Here is a 17,813-nt window from a genome sequence, read left to right as displayed (position 1 = left end):
GAGGGAAAGGCAGCACCAACCTCCCCTCAGTCCCTGCGCAGTCCCCGCAACACCCCTGGCAGCAATCCGGGCAGATCCTCCGCGATCAGCCCCGGCCCAAACTCCTCTGCGGCCTGCGCGTGCATCCAGCAGGCCGCAGAAGCCGCATCGAAACTGTCCATCCTCTGCGCCACCAGCCCGCCGATCATGCCCGCCAGGACGTCCCCGGACCCCGCGGTCGCCAGCCACGGCGAGCCGTTCGGATTGGAGCGCAGTCGCCCGTCCGGCGACGCCACCAGGGTCTGCGGTCCCTTCAGCAGCACCACGCAGCCCGCCCGCCGCGCCGCCTCGACCGCCGCCGCCTCGCGCCCCGACTTCAAAAAGCCGGGGAAGAGTCGCTCGAACTCCCCCTCATGCGGTGTCAGCACATCGTCGCGATCCAGCGACTGGAACAGCATGTCCGCCCGCCCCTCGAAGACGCTCAGCGCGTCCGCGTCGACCACCAGGGCCGCCCCCGTCCGCTCCAGCGCCGCCAGGTTGAACACCGTCGCCTCGTCCACGCCGGCCGCCGGGCCGATCACGACGGCGTCCATCGGCTCGGCTTCGCGCCGCAGGTCTTCCGGTCCGTGGAAAGGCTGGACCATGACGGCCTCCAGCGCCCCCGCCAACACGGCCGTGGCGTCCGGCGGGCAAAGCACCTTGACCAGCCCGGCGCCCATCCGCAGTCCCGCACGCGCCGCCAATCGCGCTGCGCCTGTCTGGTGCAGCCTGCCGGAAACCACGCCCAGGCGCCCTCGCGCGTGTTTGTGCGCCGCAGGGCCCGGCCAAGGCATCGCCTCTCGCCACAGTTTGGGGTCGTTTGTTTCCGTCAAAACGCCTGGTCCGACATTATCTGTGCAAGCACGAAAAGAGACTTGCCAGATGGTGCATTGCAATGTCCCTTACCACACCATGTGCGGGCGGACCTGAGGCCGCCCCGGGGACGCCATGAAGAAGATCGAAGCCGTCATCAAGCCGTTCAAGCTCGATGAAGTGAAGGAGGCCCTGCAAGACGTGGGCGTCCAGGGCATGACGGTGCTCGAGGCCAAGGGATATGGCCGACAGAAAGGGCATTCGGAGCTGTACCGCGGCGCCGAATACGTCATCGACTTCCTTCCCAAGATCAAGATCGAGGTGGTGGTCGCCGACGACCTCGCCCCGGCCGTGGTCGAGGCGATCCAGACCAGTGCGCGTACGGGCAAGATCGGAGACGGCAAGATCTTCGTTTCGGACGTCGCCGACGTCATTCGCATTCGAACCGGGGAGACCGGGTCGCAGGCTGTCTGACGCACGATCGGCGTCCGGGCCTCGATGCTCGTCCGCCCAAAAAACTTCCTCCCAGAAGAACAGGATCCTTCGAGAATGAGCACCGCCGACAAGATCTTGAAAGAGATCAAGGACAAGGACGTCAAATACGTCGACGTCCGATTCACCGACACCAAGGGCAAGCTGCAGCACGTCACCTTCGACATCGACCTGGTGGATGAGGATTTCCTCAACGAAGGCACGATGTTCGACGGCTCGTCGATCGCCGGTTGGAAGGCCATCAACGAGTCGGACATGCTGCTGAAGCCCGACCTCACGACGGCCTACATCGACCCGTTCTACCAGGCGACGACGATGTTCCTGTTCTGCGACGTCATGAACCCGGACACGGGTGAGCCCTACAACCGCGACAGCCGCTCGATGGCCAAGAAGGCCCTGACCTACATCCAGGCGGCGGGCGTGGGCGATGTGGTCTACTTCGGCCCGGAAGCCGAGTTCTTCATCTTCGACGACGTGCGCTGGACGACCGAGCCGGGTCACACCAGCTATTCGTATGACTCGATCGAACTGCCGTCGAATACCGGTTCGGAATATACCGAGGGCAACCTCGGCCACCGTCCGGGACCCAAGGGCGGCTACTTCCCGGTCAACCCGGTCGACTCGGGTCAGGACCTGCGCGCCGAGATGCTGGGCGTCATGCGCGACATGGGCATGCAGCCCGAGAAGCACCACCACGAGGTGGCCCCGGCACAGCACGAGCTGGGCCTGAAGTTCTCGGACATGCTGACCATGGCCGACCGGCTGCAGCTGTACAAATACATCATCCACAACGTCGCCGCCGCCTACGGCAAGTCGGCGACCTTCATGGCCAAGCCGATGTTCAAGGACAACGGCTCGGGCATGCACGTGCACATGTCGATCTGGAAGGACGGCAAGCCGACCTTCGCCGGCGACAAGTACGCGGGCCTGTCGCAGGAATGTCTGTGGTACATCGGCGGGATCATCAAGCACGCCAAGGCCATCAACGCCTTCTCCAACTCGACGACCAACAGCTACAAGCGTCTGGTCCCGGGCTATGAAGCGCCGGTGAAGCTGGCCTATTCGGCCCGCAACCGTTCGGCTTCGATCCGGATTCCGTGGGTGTCGTCACCCAAGGGCAAGCGTCTGGAAGCCCGCTTCCCCGATCCGATGGGCAACCCCTATCTGACCTTCACCGCCCTGCTGATGGCCGGTCTGGACGGGATCGAGAACCAGATCGATCCGGGCGGCCCCGCCGACAAGAACCTCTACGACCTCCCGCCGGAAGAGCGCGGCTCGATCCCCGAGGTCTGCGGCTCGCTGAAGGAAGCGCTGGAGAGCCTCGACAAGGACCGCGCCTTCCTCAAGAAGGGCGGCGTCATGGATGACGACTTCATCGACAGCTACATCGAGCTGAAGATGGAAGAGGTGATGCGCCTGCAACTGCACCCGCACCCGGTCGAGTTCGACATGTACTACAGCTGCTGATCCCTGCGGATCGGCTGAACGTGAAGGCGCCGGCGGCTCACCGCCGGCGCCTTTTTCGTGCCTGTGTCGGATTGTCGAATGATGTCAAAAATTTAATCGTCCGCGTCAGTGCGTCGCGGTCGCAAGTGATCAGTGATAGGTCTACACTGCTCCGATATGGTCGCGGTGTCAGAGTCAGAGTTGTTCGCGATGAACCCGGCCGCCCGGCCGCAGATGGCCCCGATCGCGCCGGGCGTTCCGGCCATCATCATCGACAATTTTTACCAGAACCCCGAGGCGATCCGCGAGGCGGCGCTGGACCAGTCGTTCTCGCCCGCTACGGCCATGTACCCCGGTCGTCTGGCCACCTTCACCGGTCAACCGTCGCTGCTCCGTGCGGTCGACTGGGTGAAGAACTTCGTCAATCAACAGCTGTTGCCGCGCATTCCGCTGACGCGTGACGGCCAGCGCGTGACGCGGTTCGAGACCCTGCAGACGGACTTCGGCATCGTCGACACCCTGCCCCAGGACCTGGCCCCCGCCCAACGTGCGCCGCACGTCGATCCCGCGCCGATCTTCGGGATCGTCTACCTGAACGAAGAAGACCGCGGCGGCACGGCCTTCTTCCGCAAGACCGACGCGGAACGGCAGCCTCAACGCGAGGGCTATTTCGCCGATACGGACGCCGGGTTCGAAAAGGTCGGCCGCATCGACGGCGTTTTCAACCGCCTGGCCATCTACCCCGGCTTCATCTGGCACACGGCCGAGGTCGGCGACTGGATCACGTCCGACGCCCGCATTCGTTCACCGCGGTTGACCCAGCGACTGGTGTTCGTCGACTAGGCTGAAATCGGCAGGGCCGGAGCAGGGCCGACCGGATCAGGTTCAGCCCCGCATTCAGACAGCCGCTTCGGCGTCGTCCGACGTCTTGCGGCGCATCTCGATGACGCGAACACACCAGATCGAGATTTCGTAGAGCAGCACCAGCGGCACGGCGAGCATCAGCTGGCTGATGGGATCCGGCGGCGTCACCACGGCGGCCACGACCACCACGCCGACAATGGCGTAGCGGCGGCCCGCCGACATGACCTTGGAGCTGATCAGCCCGGCCAGGCCCAGCAGGGTCATGACGACCGGCAGCTGGAAGCACAGGCCGAACGCCAGCAGCAGCGCCGTCACCAGGTTCAGATAGTCGGACACCTTGGGCAGCAGGTTCGCCGCCACCCCGTCGCCCACGATCTGTTGGCTCAGCGAGAACCACATCACGAACGGCAGCATGACGAAATAGACCAGCGCCGCGCCCAGCAGGAACAGCAGCGGCGCCGCAATGAGGAACGGCAGGAACGCCCCGCGCTCGTTGCGGTACAGGCCCGGCGCCACGAACCGGTACAGCTGATAGGCCAGCACCGGGAAGGTCAGGACGATCGCGCCAAACCCGGCCAGCTTCATCTTGGTGAAGAGTATCTCCAGCGGCGCCGTGTAGATCAGCTGGACCGTCTGGCCGTCCACGTGCGGCACCGGCGCAAGGCCAGCGGTGCCCAGGATCAGATCCCACGGCGAAGCGTGGCCATGCGGTCCGACGGCCTGGTGGAAGGCGGCCGCCACGGCGAACGGCTTGACCAGGAACAGATACAGCGGCCCGGCGAAGTAGAAGCAGGCGATGAAGCCGACGGCGAAGGCGATCACGCAGACCAGCAACCGCCCGCGCAGCTCGATCAGGTGGTCCATCAGGGGCGCGCGCGACGCCTCGATGTCGGCCTCGTCGCGGTCGGTCGCGCTCATGACTTGGGCGTCCGCTTACGCGGCGTGGCAGCCGCCTTGGGCTCTGCGGCCTTGGCGGTGGCGGCCTTGGCGCGTGGCTTGGCGACCTTGGCCGGCTTCGCGGGTTCAGACGCCGGAGCAGGCGTGGCCACGGCCTTCCGCGCGGCGACCTTGGCGGTCGTTTTCCGCACGGGCGCGACATCGGCGGCCGGCGCGGCCTTGGCGGCCGGTTTACGTTTCGGCGCGGTCTTCGCCGGTCTGCTCGCCGCCACCGTCTCGGCGGCTGTATCCGGCCACTCGCTGGCGGTCGTGGTCGCGGGTTCGCTCGGCGACGCTCCATTCGGCGCCGGCAGGGCGGGCGTCGTCATCGGCGCGTTCAGCGACTGGTTGATGTCCTTGAAGGCGGCGGCCGCTTCGTCGCCGAGCGGGTGCATACCCTGCCCTTTGCGCAACGCATCGACCTCCTTGCGCAGGTCGTCCAGCTCGGATTGGCGCGCCATTTCGTCAAAACTGGCGCGGAACTCGTTCGCCATGCCACGCGCCTTGGCCACGGCCTGGCCGACACGGCGCATCAGCAGCGGCAGGTCCTTGGGACCGACCACCAGAAGGGCCACCAGGCCGATGACAATAAGTTCGGAGCCCCCGATCCCGGGGCCGAGGCCGCCCATGCTCTAAGGCTCTCTTCCCGCCCGCGAGCGACTAGCGCTTCAGTTCTTCTTTTTCGGCGTCTGTCCGCGGCAGCGAGCTAACGCCGTCGTTCGACTTGACGTCGTCGTCACCCTTCAGGCCCTCGCGGAACGCCTTGATGCCCTTGGCGGCGTCGCCCATCAGGCCCGACAGCTTGCCCCGGCCGCCGAACAGCAGCGCGACGACGACGATGACGATGGCCCAGTGCCAGATGCTGAGGCTGCCCAAGACGCGATCTCCTGTTCGGACGGCGGCGACTGTCGCGCCATCCCTCAATCTTCGCGGCCATATAGGCTGACTGAAGGCGCCACGCCAAGGGAATGCGGCGTCGCATCGAGGATTGAAGCGCCGAACGCGGCGGAATCGTCTAGGACGCGCGGCCATGAGCCATGTGATCATCCACACCGACGGCGCCTGTCGCGGCAATCCCGGGCCGGGCGGCTGGGGCGCCGTGCTGCAGACGGGCGGCGGTCACGAGAAGGAGTTGTGGGGCGGCGAGCCGTTGACCACCAACAACCGCATGGAGCTGATGGCGGCGATTCAGGCGCTTGAGGTGCTGAAACGCCCCTGCCGTGTCGATCTGCATACCGACAGCAAGTACGTGATGCAGGGCATCACCGAATGGATCCGCGGCTGGAAGGCGCGCGGCTGGCTGACCGCCGACAAGAAGCCGGTCAAGAACGACGACCTGTGGCGACGCCTCGACGAAGCTCGCTTACGCCACGACGTGAAATGGCACTGGGTGAAGGGTCACGCAGGCCACACTCTGAACGAAAGGGCCGATGGCCTGGCCAATCGTGGTGTGGACGAACTGCCGCGCCGCTAGAACGCGCGCCGCCTGATCCCCTAGGCTGGCCGTACCCGTAGGCGGGCGCCCTCGACAGACGAAACGACGACGCTCGCACCGTCCGGCGCCGACGCGCCTTCCAGATCTGCGGCCCACTCGGCGCCCGAGACGAAGACCCGGCCACGCCCGTCCACGAACGGTTGGATGACCACGGCCTTCAATCCGACCAGACGGGCGTCGCGGCTGTTGATGTCGGGCTCATCGTCCGGACTGACCCGCTTGATCAGCCGCCGGGACGCCAGGGTCGCCAGCACCGTCAGCACGCCGAACAGCACCAGCTCGCCGCCCAGGCCGATTCGCAGGCCGAACAGGGTCAGCACCGCGACCACCCCCGCCGCCACCGCCGGCCATAGCAGCCACTCGGTCGAGAAGGCGGCTTCGGTCGCCAGCAAGGCGACGCCCAGCGCCATCCACAGCCAGAAGGGCTGTGAGGCATAGAGGTTTGTCACCAGATCCATCGTCATCACTCCGCCGTGGGAACGCTGCCGGTGGGGCGGCGCGGCGGACGCGGCGGCTGCGGCGCTTGCGGCGCGGCGACCGGTTCGGCCGGTCGTGCGGGCGGGCGCGTCGCCTGCTGCTCGCGCGCCAGGCCAACCAGTTCGCCCAGACCGGCGATGGTCCCGACCAGACCGCTCATCTCGGCGGGCACGATCACCGTCTTGGCCGTCGGGTTGCGCGCCAGTTCGGCGAAGGCCTCGACGTACTTCTGGGCGACGAAGTAGTTGATGGCGTTGACGTCGCCCCGCGCGATCGCCTCGGACACCATCGCCGTCGCCTTCGCCTCGGCCTCGGCTTCCCGCTCGCGGGCCTCGGCGTCGCGGAAGGCGGCTTCCTTGCGGCCTTCGGACTGCAGGATGGCCGACTGCTTCGCGCCCTCCGCGCGGGCGATGGCGGCCTGCTTTTCGCCCTCGGCTTCGGTGATGACGGCGCGGCGTTCGCGCTCGGCCTTCATCTGGCGCGCCATGGCGTTGGTGATGTCGACCGGCGGCGTCAGGTCCTTGATCTCGATCCGGTTGACCTTGACGCCCCACGGCTCGGTCGCCGCATCGATCACGGTCAGCAGCCGAGAGTTGATGTTGTCGCGCTGGAACAGCACCTCATCCAGGTCCATCGATCCGACGACGGTACGCAGATTGGTCGAGCACAGCTGAGTGATCGCATAGGGCAGGTTTTCGACCCGGTAGGCCGCGGCCGAGGCGTCCATCACCTGAATAAAGACGATGGCGTCGACCTTCACCATGGCGTTGTCCTTGGTGATGACTTCCTGCTGGGGCACGTCCAGGACCTGCTCCATCATGTTCATCCGCCGGCCGATCCGCTCGACGAACGGCGTCAGGATGCTGATGCCGGGCTTCAGCGTCTTGGTGTATTTGCCGAAGCGCTCGACCGTGAACTCGCGGCCCTGCGGCACGATCTTGACCACGCTGAACAGGAAGATCAGCGCGAAGACGACCAGAATGACGGCGAAGTAGAGCGTGAAGTCCATGCGTTTTCTCCCTGACCGCCATGCTACCGCGAGGCGAACGGCGCCGCTACGAAAACCGGACAAAGAAAGAGGGCGGCCCTGCGACAGAACCGCCCTCCTCGACCCATAGATGGGTGGATCGACTATTCGGTGACGTCGATCGAGCCGCCGTCCAGCGAGCAGAAGTCAACCGAACCCAGCGCCAGACTGGTGTCGTCGCTGAACTCGGCCTTCAGGTCATATTCGCAGTCGGGCAGGTTGTCGTTGATGGTGACCTCGACGCTCTCGCCGGCGCCCAGCACACCGTCGCCGAAGATGTCCTCTTCCCAGTCGTTCGTGGAGACGACCGAGATGTAGAGCGACACCAGCACGTGGTCGGTGTTGTTATTCAGCGTGAAGCTGACCGGCTCGGTCACCTGCGCCGAAGCCACGGCCGGAGCGGTGGCGGCAAGAAGCGCCGCGGCAAGCGCGACGACGGTGCGTTTGATCATGATAGCCCCCCGGAAACCGGCGCGCGGCCGGCGATGGATAAGCCCCCTGTGCCGGTGGGAAACCACCTCGGCGCGCGATCTATGGCGCCGTTTCATACCCGTGTCATGCGGGCGCGCTTTCAAACCCTCAGCTTGCCGATGTTCAGGAACTGACGGAGCGATTCAGCGCCGCCCCGGTGCGGATGATGCGTTCGGTCTCCGACCACTCCACCAGCATGGCCGCGGCATCGATCGGGAAGAAACGCGCCTCCGACGCATCATCGCCCGCCACCGGCTCACCCGCCGTCCAGCGCATGGCGTAGTCGATCAGGACATAGTGCCGCTCGTGCTCCGGAAAGACGCCGTCCACCACATCGATCAGGCCGATCAGCGCGGCCTCGACACCCGTCTCCTCGCGCAGTTCGCGGTGGGCGGCGTCCAGCACCGGCTCGCCCGGCTCGATGCGGCCGCCGGGCAGGCTCCACTCGCCCTGGCGCGGCGGATTGGCCCGCCGGATCAGCAGCACCTCGCCGTCGCGAAAGCAGACGACACCGACCACGGGCGTGGGAGTCATGGGAAAATCCTGCTTGGCGGGCCACAAGGCTTAGCTTTCAGCTTTCGCCCGCGCCACGATTTTGAGACATAGCGCGCATGGCCGCACCCTCCCCCGCCGTGATCGAAACGCTGAAGTCCGCCGTGGGCGACGGCGGCTGGACCCAGGATCCGTCCGAGCTCGCCCCCTGGCTGACCGAATGGCGCAACCGCTGGACCGGTGAGACGTCGCTGCTGCTGACGCCGCGCTCGACCGAAGCGGTCGCCGCCGTCGTGGCGATCTGCGCCGAGCACGGCGTTGCTATAACGCCCCAGGGCGGCAACACGGGCCTGGTCGGCGGCCAAATCCCTTACGGCGAAATCCTGCTGTCCACCCGCAAGCTGCGGACCGTGCGCGACGTCACCCCGCTGGACGACGCCATGACGGTCGAGGCCGGCCTGACCCTGCTGGAGGCTCAGCAGGCGGCGACTGCCGCGGGCCGATTCTTCCCGCTCAGCCTCGCGGCCGAGGGCTCGGCCACCATCGGCGGCGTCATCTCCACCAACGCCGGCGGCACACAGGTGCTGCGCTACGGCATGATGCGCGACCTCGTGCTGGGCGTCGAAGCGGTGATGCCCAACGGCGAAATCTTCCACGGCCTGAAGCGCCTGCGGAAGGACAACACCGGCTATGACCTCAAGCAGCTGCTGATCGGCGCAGAGGGCACCCTGGGCGTCGTCACCGCAGCGACGCTGAAACTGTTCCCCATCATGCGCTCGCGCGCCGTGGCCCTGGTCGGGCTGGAAAGCGCCGCCGCCTCGGTCGAGCTGCTGGCCCGCGCCAAGTCCGAGACCGGCGGCGGGGTGGAGGCCTTCGAGCTGATGAAGCGTCTGGGCGCCGAACTGGTCATCAAGAACATCCCCGACAGCCGCTGGCCGCTGGACCCCATCCCCGAATGGTCGGTGCTGATCGAGATCATCTCCGGCACGCCCGGCGGCGCCGAGGCCCAGATGGATTCCCTGCTGGAGGTCGCCTTCGAGGAAGGTTTGATCATCGACGCCGCCATCGCCCAGAACGAGGCCCAGCGCGCCGCCTTCTGGCGTCTGCGTGAGGAACATTCGGCGGCGCTGAAGCCCGAGGGCGGCGGCTGGAAGCACGACGTCTCGGTGCCGATCTCGCGCATCGCCGACTTCATCGACGAGGCGACGGCGGCGGTGGAGCGGTTCCACCCCGGCGCCCGCGTCTCGGTCTTCGGCCACGTAGGCGACGGCAATCTGCACTACGACATCCTGCCGGCTGTGGGAGAGGACATCCCCGCCTTCATCGGCCGCTGGAAGGAAGGCTCGCAGGTCGTCCACGACGTCGTCGCCGGCTACGACGGCTCCATCAGCGCGGAGCACGGGCTGGGCCGGCTGAAGACCGAAGAGGTCAAGCGCTACAAGACCCCGCTGGAAGTCCAGACCATGGCCGCCATCCGCGCCGCCATCGACCCCAGGCGCATCATGAATCCGGCGGTGCTGTTTTAAGATGCTGATCGTCCTGTCACCGGCCAAACGCCTCGACTTCGCCGAAGCGCCAGTCGCGGTCCAACCCACCCAGCCGCGCTTTGCGGCCGACACCGCCTCCCTGTCGCGCACCACCCGCAACCTGACCCAGACGGACCTGCGGCGGTTGATGGGCATCTCCGCCGATCTGGCCAAGCTGAACCAGCAACGGTTCAAGGCCTTCGACCCGGACGCCGAGGGCGCCCTGCCCGCCGCTTTCGCCTTCGCCGGCGACGTCTATCAGGGGCTGGCGGCGCGCGAGCTGGACGCGGCGGGCCTCGCCTGGGCGCAGGACCATATCCGCATCTTGTCCGGCCTGTACGGCCTGCTTCGGCCGCTGGACGCCATCCAGCCCTACCGCCTGGAGATGGGCACGCGGCTGAAGACCCGTCGCGGCGAGAGCCTGTACGACTTCTGGGGCGACCGCATCGTCAGACAGCTGAACGCCGACGGCGACGGTCAGCCCGATCCGACGCTGGTGAACCTGGCCAGCCAGGAATATTTTCACGCCGCCGACCGCAAGACGCTGAAGCTACCGGTCGTCACGCCGCATTTCTACGAATCGAAGAACGGCGAGCGAAAGATCATTTCCTTCTTCGCAAAGCGGGCGCGCGGGACCATGGCCCGCTACGCCATCGACGAACGGATCGACCGCGCCGAGGGGCTGAAGGGCTTCGACCGTGACGGCTATCGCTTCGACAAGGCGGCGTCGAACGACACCGACTGGATATTCACCAGGCCGTGAAATAATAACCTTGCTCTGTCGCCCCGGCGTTCCTCCCGCTAGGTTCGGCATCCGAGACGAGACTGAAGGCGAGACCATGTTCCAGTGGACCAAGAAGCCCGGCGTGGCGGAGGGCGCGGCCCCTGCGGTACGCGACATCAACGACCTGAAGGGCCAGGTCGCCGTCATCTCCGGCTCGACCTCCGGCATCGGCCTGGCGCTGGCCCGCGCGGTCGCCATTCGCGGCGGCGCTGTGGTGCTGAACGGCTTGGGCGATCCGTCCGAGATCGAACGCACCCGCTCGGAGCTTGAGTCGAGTTGTGGCGTGCCTGTCCGCTATCACGGCGCCGACATGCGCAAGGGCGAGGAAGTGGCCGATATGGTCGCCTTCGCCAAGCACGACCTCGGTCGCCTCGACATCCTGGTCAACAACGCCGGCATCCAGCACGTCGAAGCGGTCGAGAAGTTCCCGTCCGACAAGTGGGAGCAGATCATCGCCATCAACCTGTCGTCGGCCTTCTACGCCACGCGGGCGGCGATCCCGATCATGAAGGCTCAGGGCCGCGGCAGGATCGTGAACATCGCCAGCGCCCACGGCCTTGTCGCCAGCCCGTTCAAGTCCGCCTACGTCGCCGCCAAGCACGGCGTTCTCGGCTTCACCAAGACGGTGGCGCTGGAGCTGGCGCAGGACAACATCACCTGCAACGCCATCTGTCCCGGCTTCGTCGAGACGCCGATCGTCGAAAAGCAGATCGCCGACCAGGCCCGCACGCGCGGCATTTCAAAGGAAGCCGTGCTGAAGGACGTGATCCTGGCGGCCCAGCCGACAAAGCGGTTCGTCACCACGGACGAACTGGCGGGCATCTTCCTCTACCTCGTCAGCGACCTGGGGGCCTCGGCCAACGGGGCCAGCTTCTCCATCGACGGCGGCTGGACCGCTCAATAGGCCCGGGGGGCGGTATGGCGTTGTTCAAGGCCAAGCCTGCCCCAAAGCCGGCTTCGCAGTCTGGAGCCGATACGAACGGTCCGCCAACACGTCCCTCCATCTGCCTGGCGCTTCAGGGCGGCGGCGCGCACGGCGCCTTCCAATGGGGCGTGCTGGACCGGCTGCTGGAGGATGACCGCCTCGACATTCGCGCGGTGACGGCCGCATCGGCCGGCGCCATGAACGCGGCGGCCCTTGTGTCGGGGCTGGAAAAGGCCGGCGCGGCGGGCGGACGCGAGGCGCTGGACAAGCTGTGGCGCGAAGTGAACCGCTCGGGCGGTCGCAACGTCTTCGGCGACAGCGCCATCTGGAGCGCGGCGTCAGGCCCGGACTGGCTGAAGGAAACCCCGTTGTGGCGCGCCGGTGAGACGCTGGCGATGTCCATGAGCCCCTATGACTTCAACCCCTTCAACCTCAATCCTCTCAACCGCGTCCTGACGGCGGCGGTCGATTTCGAGGCGGTTCGCGCCTCGCCGATCAAGCTGTTCGTAGCCGCCACGGCGGTTCGTGAGGGCAAGTGCCGCGTCTTCACCTCGACCGAGATCACGGACCGGGTGCTGATGGCGTCGGCCTGTCTGCCCCATCTGTTTCAGGCCGTGGAAATCGACGGCGAGCCCTATTGGGACGGCGGCTATCTCGCCAATCCGCCGCTCTGGCCGCTGTTCTACGACGATACGCCGGACGACGTGCTGCTGGTCACGCTGAACCCCATGATCCGCGAGGAGCCGCCGCGCACAGGCGGCGAGATCGTCGACCGGCTGAACGAGATCGTCTTCAACGCCCCCTTGCTGGCCGAGCTGCGCGCCGTCGCCTTCGTGCAGGAGCTGATCGAGGAAGGCCGGCTGACGGAAAGCTCGCGCGGCCGGTATCGCCACATCCTGATGCACGCCATCGAGGCGGACCGTTATCTGGCCGACCAGTCTCTGGGGTCGAAGTTCAACACGGAATGGACCTATCTGAACCGGCTGAAGGCGCGCGGACAGAAGGCGGCTGAGGACTGGCTGGCCGACAGTTTCGCCTCGGTCGGCAAAGCGTCGAGTGTCGATCTGCAGGCGCGCTTTGGCTAGCCAACGAACCCCGCCGCACGCCGCAACCGATCGTTGATGGCTTCTCCCAGCCCGTCGTTCGGCATCGGCGAGACCGCGATCCCCGACGGCCGCTCGCGATCCGCTTCTCGCAGCAACCGAAACAGCCGCGCCGCTGCTTCAGCCGTGTCGCCACGCTCGCTCAAGCTCCAGCGCGGCTCGCCCACGCCGGGGCCGAAACCGAGCAGGATTTCGCCTGCCCTTGCGCCTCTCGCCTCGATCCTCACAGGCGCATCGGGCGCGTAGTGCAACGCCAGTCGACCGGGCGAACGATGGCCGTCCCCCTCGTCGGCCGCCAGCGGCCCGACAATGGATTCGATCTCGGAGCGCGTCACAGCGCCGGGCCGCAACAGACGGACCACGCCGCCCAGAACAGACACCACCGTGCTTTCCAGCCCGACCGCGCATGGACCGCCGTCCAGCGCGGCGGCGACGGACGGTCCCGTCTCTTCCACGGCGTCGTCAAAGGTTGTCGGGCTGGGGCGCCCCGAGCGATTGGCCGAGGGCGCCACGACGGCGGCGCCGAACGCATCGATCACCGCCCGCGCCAAGGGTAGAAGCGGCGCCCGCACAGCCACGCTGTTCAAGCCAGCGCGCGCCAAATCGCAGACGCCTTCACCACGGTAGGCCGCGACGATCGTCATCGGCCCGGGCCAGAACGCGTCCGCCAGTCGCTCTGCGAGCGCATCCATGACTGCGACGCGCCGCGCCTGGGCGACATCGGAAACGTGCGCAATCAAAGGATTGAAGCGCGATCTGCCCTTGGCCGCGAAGATCTTCGCCACCGCCGCCGGATTGGCTGCATCGGCGCCCAGCCCATAGACCGTTTCGGTCGGCAACAGGATGAGGTCGCCGAGCCGCAGCGCATCGACCGCTGCGGCGACATCGTCGCTCACGGCCGGCGCGGGATGATCGGCATCATGCGGTGCAGGACGTTGTCGCGGTTCACAAACTGATGTTTCAGCGCACCCGCCACGTGCAGGAATATGAGCACGTAAAGCAGCTTAACGACCATGCCGTGGATGTTCATGTAGTTCCGGGCCGCCTCACGGCCGCCGCCCACCGGCAGAAGTGGCCAGTGAAACAGGCCGAACCACTCAATGACACGTCCCCCCGCTGACGAGGCCAGCCAACCCGTGATCGGCATGACCAGCAACACGACGTAGAACAGGACATGCGTCGCCCGCGCTAACACCTTTTCCCACCTCGGCATCTCGGCGGGCAACGGCAACGCGGGATGAGCCACGCGCCAACCGATCCTTGCCAGGGTTAGCACCAGTATCGTCAGACCCACTGACTTGTGCAGATCGACAAACGATCGTGACGCGGGGCCCTCTGTCGCATCGTGCGCCATGATGAGCAGCACCTGACCGATGACCATCGCCGCAATCAGCCAGTGCAGGACCAGGGAAACGGCGGAATAGCGGTTTCGGGGTTCTGACATCGGGCTTCCCTTCCGCAACGACACCCCGTCACATAGCCTCGACAGCAAGCGCGCGGCAACCAGAGATACGTCATGGCCTACAAAGCACCGATCCGGGACATCGTCTTTGCTCTCGAGACCGTCGGGATAGACCAGGTCGCCGCCACCGGCGCCTTTCCCGAGTTCGACGCCGATATCCAGGACGCAGTGCTGGAGGCGGCGGCGACTTTTTCCGAAGAGGTGCTGGCTCCATTGAACCGCATCGGCGATCAGAACGGCTCGCTCTACGCCAACGGCGCCGTGACGGCGGCGCCAGGGCTGGTCGACGCCTATCGCCAGTTCGCCGATGGCGGTTGGACGGGCCTGAGCGCCGCGACGGAGGCCGGCGGCCAGGGTCTGACCAAGGCGCTTGAGTTGGCCGCGTTCGAAACGGTGCACTCCGCCAACATGGCCTTTGGCCTTTGCCCGATGCTGTCCTTGGCCGCGATCGAGGCGCTGCAAGAGGTCGGCACGCCTGAGCAGAAGGCGACCTATCTGACCAAGCTGGTGTCGGGCGAATGGACCGGGGCCATGGTCCTGACCGAGCCGCACGCCGGTTCGGACCTGGGCGCACTCACCGCCACGGCGACGCCTGACGGGAACGGCGGCTATCACCTGAACGGCCAGAAGATCTTCATTACCTGGGGCGACCACGACCTGACGGACAATATCGTCCATCTGGTGCTGGCCCGTCTGCCCGACGCGCCTCCGGGGCCCAAGGGCATCAGCTTGTTCCTCGCCTCCAAGTTCGCGGTGGGCGCCGACGGCTCGCTGGGCGACCGCAATAGCTTCCGACCCGTGGGCGTGGAGCACAAGCTGGGCATCCACGCCTCGCCCACCTGCGTCATGGTCTATGAGGACGCCGCCGCCGAACTGGTCGGACGCCCCAATGAGGGCCTGGCCCATATGTTCGTCATGATGAACGCCGCGCGCCTGGCCGTCGGTGTGGAAGGCGTGGGCATCGCCGAGCGCGCCTATCAGCACGCGCTGGAATACGCTCTGGAACGCAAACAAGGTCGCTCAGTCTGGACCGGCCACAACGCCCCGATCTTCGACCACCCCGACGTGCGCCGCACCCTGGCCGTGATGAAGGCCAAGATCGCCGCCGCCCGCGCCATCTGTCTGTCGACCGGCGTCGCCGCCGATCTGGCCGAACACGCTGGCGACGAGACGACGCGCAAGCGCTGGAAAGGCCGCGAGGACATCCTGACGCCGATCGCCAAGGCCTGGTCCACCGATGTCGGCTGTGATGTCGCGTCCATGGGCGTCCAGATCCATGGCGGCATGGGGTTCATCGAGGAGACCGGGGCCGCCCAATACTATCGCGACGCCCGCATCGCCCCGATCTACGAGGGCACGAACGGAATCCAGGCGATGGATCTGGTCGGCCGCAAGCTGTCGATGGACGCTGGACAGGCGGCGCGCGACCTGCTGGAGGATATGCGCGAAGTGCTGACGCCGCTCTCGCGCACTCTCGACGGCAAGCCGACCGAGCGCCTGCGCGCCGCCATCGAGGCCGCGGAGGACGCGACGCTGTGGCTGCTCGACCGTAAGGCCGAGGCGACCGCCGCGGCCGACGTCCTGGCCGGCGCCGACGCCTATCTCAAGCTGATGGGCGATGTGGTCGGCGGCTGGATGCTGGCGAAACAGGCGCTACAGGCGAAGCGGCTCATCGATGCGGGCGAAGGCGACGCGGCCTGGTTGCAGGGCAGGCTGGACCTTTACGAAGTCTATGCCGCCAACGTGCTGGGCCACTGCTCCAGCCGCCTGGCCGCCGTTGGCCAGGGCGCGGGCGTTCTGCTCCGGCTTAGCGCCGACGTGCTATCCGCCTGATCGCCTACGGGCCGACCGCCTACGGACCGACCGCCTCGGCCGCGTCCATCTCCGCGATGGCTTCGCGAATGTATTCGGCATGGGCCACGACACCGAGTTCAAGCCGCTCGTCACGGACCATCACCTCCTGCGTCAGCACGCCCGCGACGAAAGGATGATCCGGCTCGTTCGGAGAGCCCGGGCGGCGTCGCGCCCGATCGGTCCAGAAGACGGGTCCGCCCGAGTTTCCTGGGAAGACGGTGAAATCCAGCAGGAAAGTCGGAAAGGCCGTAATGGGCGACAATGGCCACGACGCCACCCGCCCGACACGCAGAATCGGAAAGCCCGCCCGGTTGGCCGACAGACCGCGCGGGAAGCCTAACGAGAGCATCTCATCCCCTGGCCCGACCTCGTAGTCCGCCAGCGTCTTCGAATCGGCCAACCAGCCCATGGGTATGGCGGCCCGCGCAAACGCCTCAGGGGCGTCCACCTTCATGACGGCGATGTCTCGCTGGGGATGGCGCGTCCACAGCGGCTGGTCGTCATCGCCCCGGATGTCGAGGGGTTGAGGGTCGAAACGCCAGGAGCCGTCCGGCAGTGCGACGCGCCATCCCACCCGCGCCTGCTTGCCCGGCATCCGCTCCAGAACGTGGCCGGCGGTGACCAGGACAGTGCGCGGCGAGCCGTCGGGCGCCGGCGCGTCGATCAGAAAGCCGGTGCCGACCGTGCGCGTGCCGTCGCCGGTCGGCTGGTCCAACTGAACCGTCGCATTGATCAGCCCGACAGACAGGTCCCACGCAGGCGGGTCGCTGGCGATAGGCGGCAGGGTCTCCGGCGTCTGAACATCAAAGGCCATGGCTCGAACCTGAAAGCGTCCTGTGTTCATTTGACGGCCCCGGCGGCGGTCAGACAAGGTCCGCGTCGCGCGGACGGACGATTCCCCATGAGCCTCACATCGAGCATCGAACGCATTGGCCGGCGGCTGGCCTTCCGGCCGATCCTGGCCGGGGCGTCGTTGCGCGACCGCATGATCGCATGCCTGGGCGGCTTTACCGGCATCGGCCTGACCGCGCTGGTAGGGCGACTGACCATGCATGGGCTGGATCCGCACACGAGCCTGATGATCGCCGCGCCATTGGGCGCTTCTGCGGTGATGGTCTTCGTGGTCCCCGCCAGCCCGATGACCCAGCCGTGGTCGATCATCGGCGGCCATGTCGTTTCGGCGCTGACTGGCCTCGTGGCCGCCCATTTGGTCTCCGAGCCGACGCTGGCGGCCGGCGTCGCTGTCGGCGCTGCGATCGCGACGATGTCGCTGTGCCGCTGCCTGCACCCTTCCGGCGGCGGCACGGCGCTGTTGCCGGTTCTCGGCGGGGGCGCCGTACAAACTTTGGGCTGGAGCTTCGCCCTGCTCCCGATCGGACTGAACGCTGTAACACTGACCGTCGCGGCATGGGTCTTCCACCGCCTGATCTCGGGCCACAGCTATCCGCACAAGGCCGCATCGGCAGCGCCCGACGCGACGATCGAAGATACCGACATCGACGCCGCTCTGGCGGGGATGGGCGGACCGATGGACGCCTCGCGCGCCGATTTGAAGACCTTAGCGCAACGGGCGCTCGACCATGCCCGCACGCGGCGACGCTGAGCGTTTGACGCGGCCGTCGGGCGCT

General features: G+C 66.8%; 21 protein-coding genes. 10 read left to right on the top strand and 11 right to left on the bottom strand.

The genetic code is table 11. The features are described 5' to 3' along the window. Window positions 1-26: 26 nt before the first annotated feature. Window positions 27-812 (bottom strand): NAD(P)H-hydrate dehydratase, encoded by a 786-nt coding sequence (locus tag ASG17_RS10235; RefSeq protein ID WP_056102635.1) that lies wholly within the window; start codon window positions 810-812, stop codon window positions 27-29. Window positions 813-966: 154 nt separating this feature from the next. On the opposite strand from ASG17_RS10235, the gene ASG17_RS10230 reads away from it, so the two are divergent. The 3 genes from ASG17_RS10230 to ASG17_RS10220 all read left to right on the top strand — a co-directional run bounded on the left by ASG17_RS10230 (window position 967) and on the right by ASG17_RS10220 (window position 3,612). Next, window positions 967-1,305 carry a P-II family nitrogen regulator gene (locus ASG17_RS10230; protein WP_056102632.1) on the top strand — a complete coding sequence of 113 codons (339 nt, stop codon included), beginning with the start codon at window positions 967-969 and terminating at the stop codon, window positions 1,303-1,305. Between the two features lie 75 nt (window positions 1,306-1,380). Beyond that, window positions 1,381-2,790, top strand: coding sequence for a type I glutamate--ammonia ligase (gene glnA, locus ASG17_RS10225; protein WP_056102630.1), 1,410 nt, complete (start codon window positions 1,381-1,383; stop codon window positions 2,788-2,790). A 189-nt stretch (window positions 2,791-2,979) separates the two neighbouring features. Then, window positions 2,980-3,612 carry a DUF6445 family protein gene (locus ASG17_RS10220; protein ID WP_156367798.1) on the top strand — a complete coding sequence of 211 codons (633 nt, stop codon included), beginning with the start codon at window positions 2,980-2,982 and terminating at the stop codon, window positions 3,610-3,612. 54 nt (window positions 3,613-3,666) lie between these two features. On the opposite strand, the gene tatC is transcribed toward ASG17_RS10220, so the two are convergent. From tatC to ASG17_RS10205, 3 genes are read right to left on the bottom strand one after another with little or no spacing between them, the layout of a single operon-like run. Then, the gene (tatC, locus tag ASG17_RS10215) at window positions 3,667-4,551 is read right to left on the bottom strand and encodes a twin-arginine translocase subunit TatC (RefSeq protein WP_056102624.1); all 885 of its coding nucleotides are present in this window, start codon (window positions 4,549-4,551) and stop codon (window positions 3,667-3,669) included. After that, a complete protein-coding gene (tatB, locus tag ASG17_RS10210) occupies window positions 4,548-5,198 on the bottom strand; it encodes a Sec-independent protein translocase protein TatB (RefSeq protein ID WP_056102620.1) in 651 nt (216 codons plus the stop codon). Before tatB ends, tatC begins: the two co-directional genes overlap by 4 nt. A 31-nt stretch (window positions 5,199-5,229) precedes the next feature. After that, a complete protein-coding gene (locus tag ASG17_RS10205; protein ID WP_056102617.1) occupies window positions 5,230-5,445 on the bottom strand; it encodes a twin-arginine translocase TatA/TatE family subunit in 216 nt (71 codons plus the stop codon). Window positions 5,446-5,599: 154 nt separating this feature from the next. Between ASG17_RS10205 and rnhA the strand changes: the two genes are divergently transcribed. Continuing rightward, window positions 5,600-6,043: a ribonuclease HI gene (gene rnhA, locus ASG17_RS10200; protein WP_056102613.1), complete on the top strand. Its 444-nt coding sequence runs from the start codon at window positions 5,600-5,602 to the stop codon at window positions 6,041-6,043. Between the two features lie 20 nt (window positions 6,044-6,063). On the opposite strand, the gene ASG17_RS10195 is transcribed toward rnhA, so the two are convergent. The 4 genes from ASG17_RS10195 to ASG17_RS10180 form a co-directional block, all read right to left on the bottom strand. Next, entirely contained in the window at window positions 6,064-6,522 is a 459-nt protein-coding gene (locus ASG17_RS10195) for an NfeD family protein (RefSeq protein WP_056103428.1), read from the bottom strand. A gap of 5 nt (window positions 6,523-6,527) precedes the next feature. Continuing rightward, window positions 6,528-7,550 carry an SPFH domain-containing protein gene (locus tag ASG17_RS10190; protein WP_056102609.1) on the bottom strand — a complete coding sequence of 341 codons (1,023 nt, stop codon included), beginning with the start codon at window positions 7,548-7,550 and terminating at the stop codon, window positions 6,528-6,530. Between the two features lie 122 nt (window positions 7,551-7,672). Continuing rightward, window positions 7,673-8,020 (bottom strand): hypothetical protein, encoded by a 348-nt coding sequence (locus ASG17_RS10185; protein WP_056102607.1) that lies wholly within the window; start codon window positions 8,018-8,020, stop codon window positions 7,673-7,675. A gap of 142 nt (window positions 8,021-8,162) precedes the next feature. Next, a complete protein-coding gene (locus ASG17_RS10180; protein ID WP_056103424.1) occupies window positions 8,163-8,573 on the bottom strand; it encodes an NUDIX hydrolase in 411 nt (136 codons plus the stop codon). A 77-nt stretch (window positions 8,574-8,650) separates the two neighbouring features. Here ASG17_RS10180 and ASG17_RS10175 point away from each other — a divergent pair, with 77 nt between their 5' ends. From ASG17_RS10175 to ASG17_RS10160, 4 genes are all read left to right on the top strand, one after another. Beyond that, window positions 8,651-10,057: an FAD-binding oxidoreductase gene (locus ASG17_RS10175; RefSeq protein ID WP_056102606.1), complete on the top strand. Its 1,407-nt coding sequence runs from the start codon at window positions 8,651-8,653 to the stop codon at window positions 10,055-10,057. 1 nt (window position 10,058) lies between these two features. Then, window positions 10,059-10,820, top strand: coding sequence for a peroxide stress protein YaaA (yaaA, locus tag ASG17_RS10170; RefSeq protein WP_056102603.1), 762 nt, complete (start codon window positions 10,059-10,061; stop codon window positions 10,818-10,820). Window positions 10,821-10,896: 76 nt separating this feature from the next. Next, window positions 10,897-11,745, top strand: coding sequence for a 3-hydroxybutyrate dehydrogenase (locus ASG17_RS10165; RefSeq protein WP_082496180.1), 849 nt, complete (start codon window positions 10,897-10,899; stop codon window positions 11,743-11,745). 14 nt (window positions 11,746-11,759) lie between these two features. Then, the gene (locus ASG17_RS10160) at window positions 11,760-12,851 is read left to right on the top strand and encodes a patatin-like phospholipase family protein (RefSeq protein ID WP_082496179.1); all 1,092 of its coding nucleotides are present in this window, start codon (window positions 11,760-11,762) and stop codon (window positions 12,849-12,851) included. On the opposite strand, the gene ASG17_RS10155 is transcribed toward ASG17_RS10160, so the two are convergent. Together ASG17_RS10155 and ASG17_RS10150 are read right to left on the bottom strand one after the other, a co-directional pair. Beyond that, window positions 12,848-13,765, bottom strand: coding sequence for an L-threonylcarbamoyladenylate synthase (locus ASG17_RS10155; protein ID WP_056102600.1), 918 nt, complete (start codon window positions 13,763-13,765; stop codon window positions 12,848-12,850). The two genes, ASG17_RS10160 and ASG17_RS10155, sit on opposite strands and share 4 nt — an antisense overlap. Then, complete coding sequence (locus ASG17_RS10150) at window positions 13,762-14,313, bottom strand: cytochrome b (RefSeq protein WP_056102597.1); 552 nt, start codon at window positions 14,311-14,313, stop codon at window positions 13,762-13,764. Before ASG17_RS10150 ends, ASG17_RS10155 begins: the two co-directional genes overlap by 4 nt. Before the next feature lie 72 nt (window positions 14,314-14,385). On the opposite strand from ASG17_RS10150, the gene ASG17_RS10145 reads away from it, so the two are divergent. Beyond that, entirely contained in the window at window positions 14,386-16,164 is a 1,779-nt protein-coding gene (locus tag ASG17_RS10145) for an acyl-CoA dehydrogenase (protein ID WP_056102593.1), read from the top strand. A 19-nt stretch (window positions 16,165-16,183) separates the two neighbouring features. Here ASG17_RS10145 and ASG17_RS10140 read toward each other — a convergent pair whose 3' ends face one another. Then, on the bottom strand, window positions 16,184-16,999 hold the full coding sequence (locus ASG17_RS10140; protein WP_056102589.1) for a serine protease: 816 nt from the start codon (window positions 16,997-16,999) through the stop codon (window positions 16,184-16,186). An 87-nt stretch (window positions 17,000-17,086) separates the two neighbouring features. On the opposite strand from ASG17_RS10140, the gene ASG17_RS10135 reads away from it, so the two are divergent. After that, on the top strand, window positions 17,087-17,788 hold the full coding sequence (locus ASG17_RS10135) for an HPP family protein (RefSeq protein ID WP_056102586.1): 702 nt from the start codon (window positions 17,087-17,089) through the stop codon (window positions 17,786-17,788). Window positions 17,789-17,813: the final 25 nt, after the last annotated feature.

The sequence above is a fragment of the Brevundimonas sp. Leaf363 genome (assembly GCF_001424025.1).
Lineage (GTDB): Bacteria > Pseudomonadota > Alphaproteobacteria > Caulobacterales > Caulobacteraceae > Brevundimonas.
The sequence above is the reverse complement of the archived record's forward strand: the minus strand, read 5'-3'. Positions and strand labels throughout refer to the sequence as shown.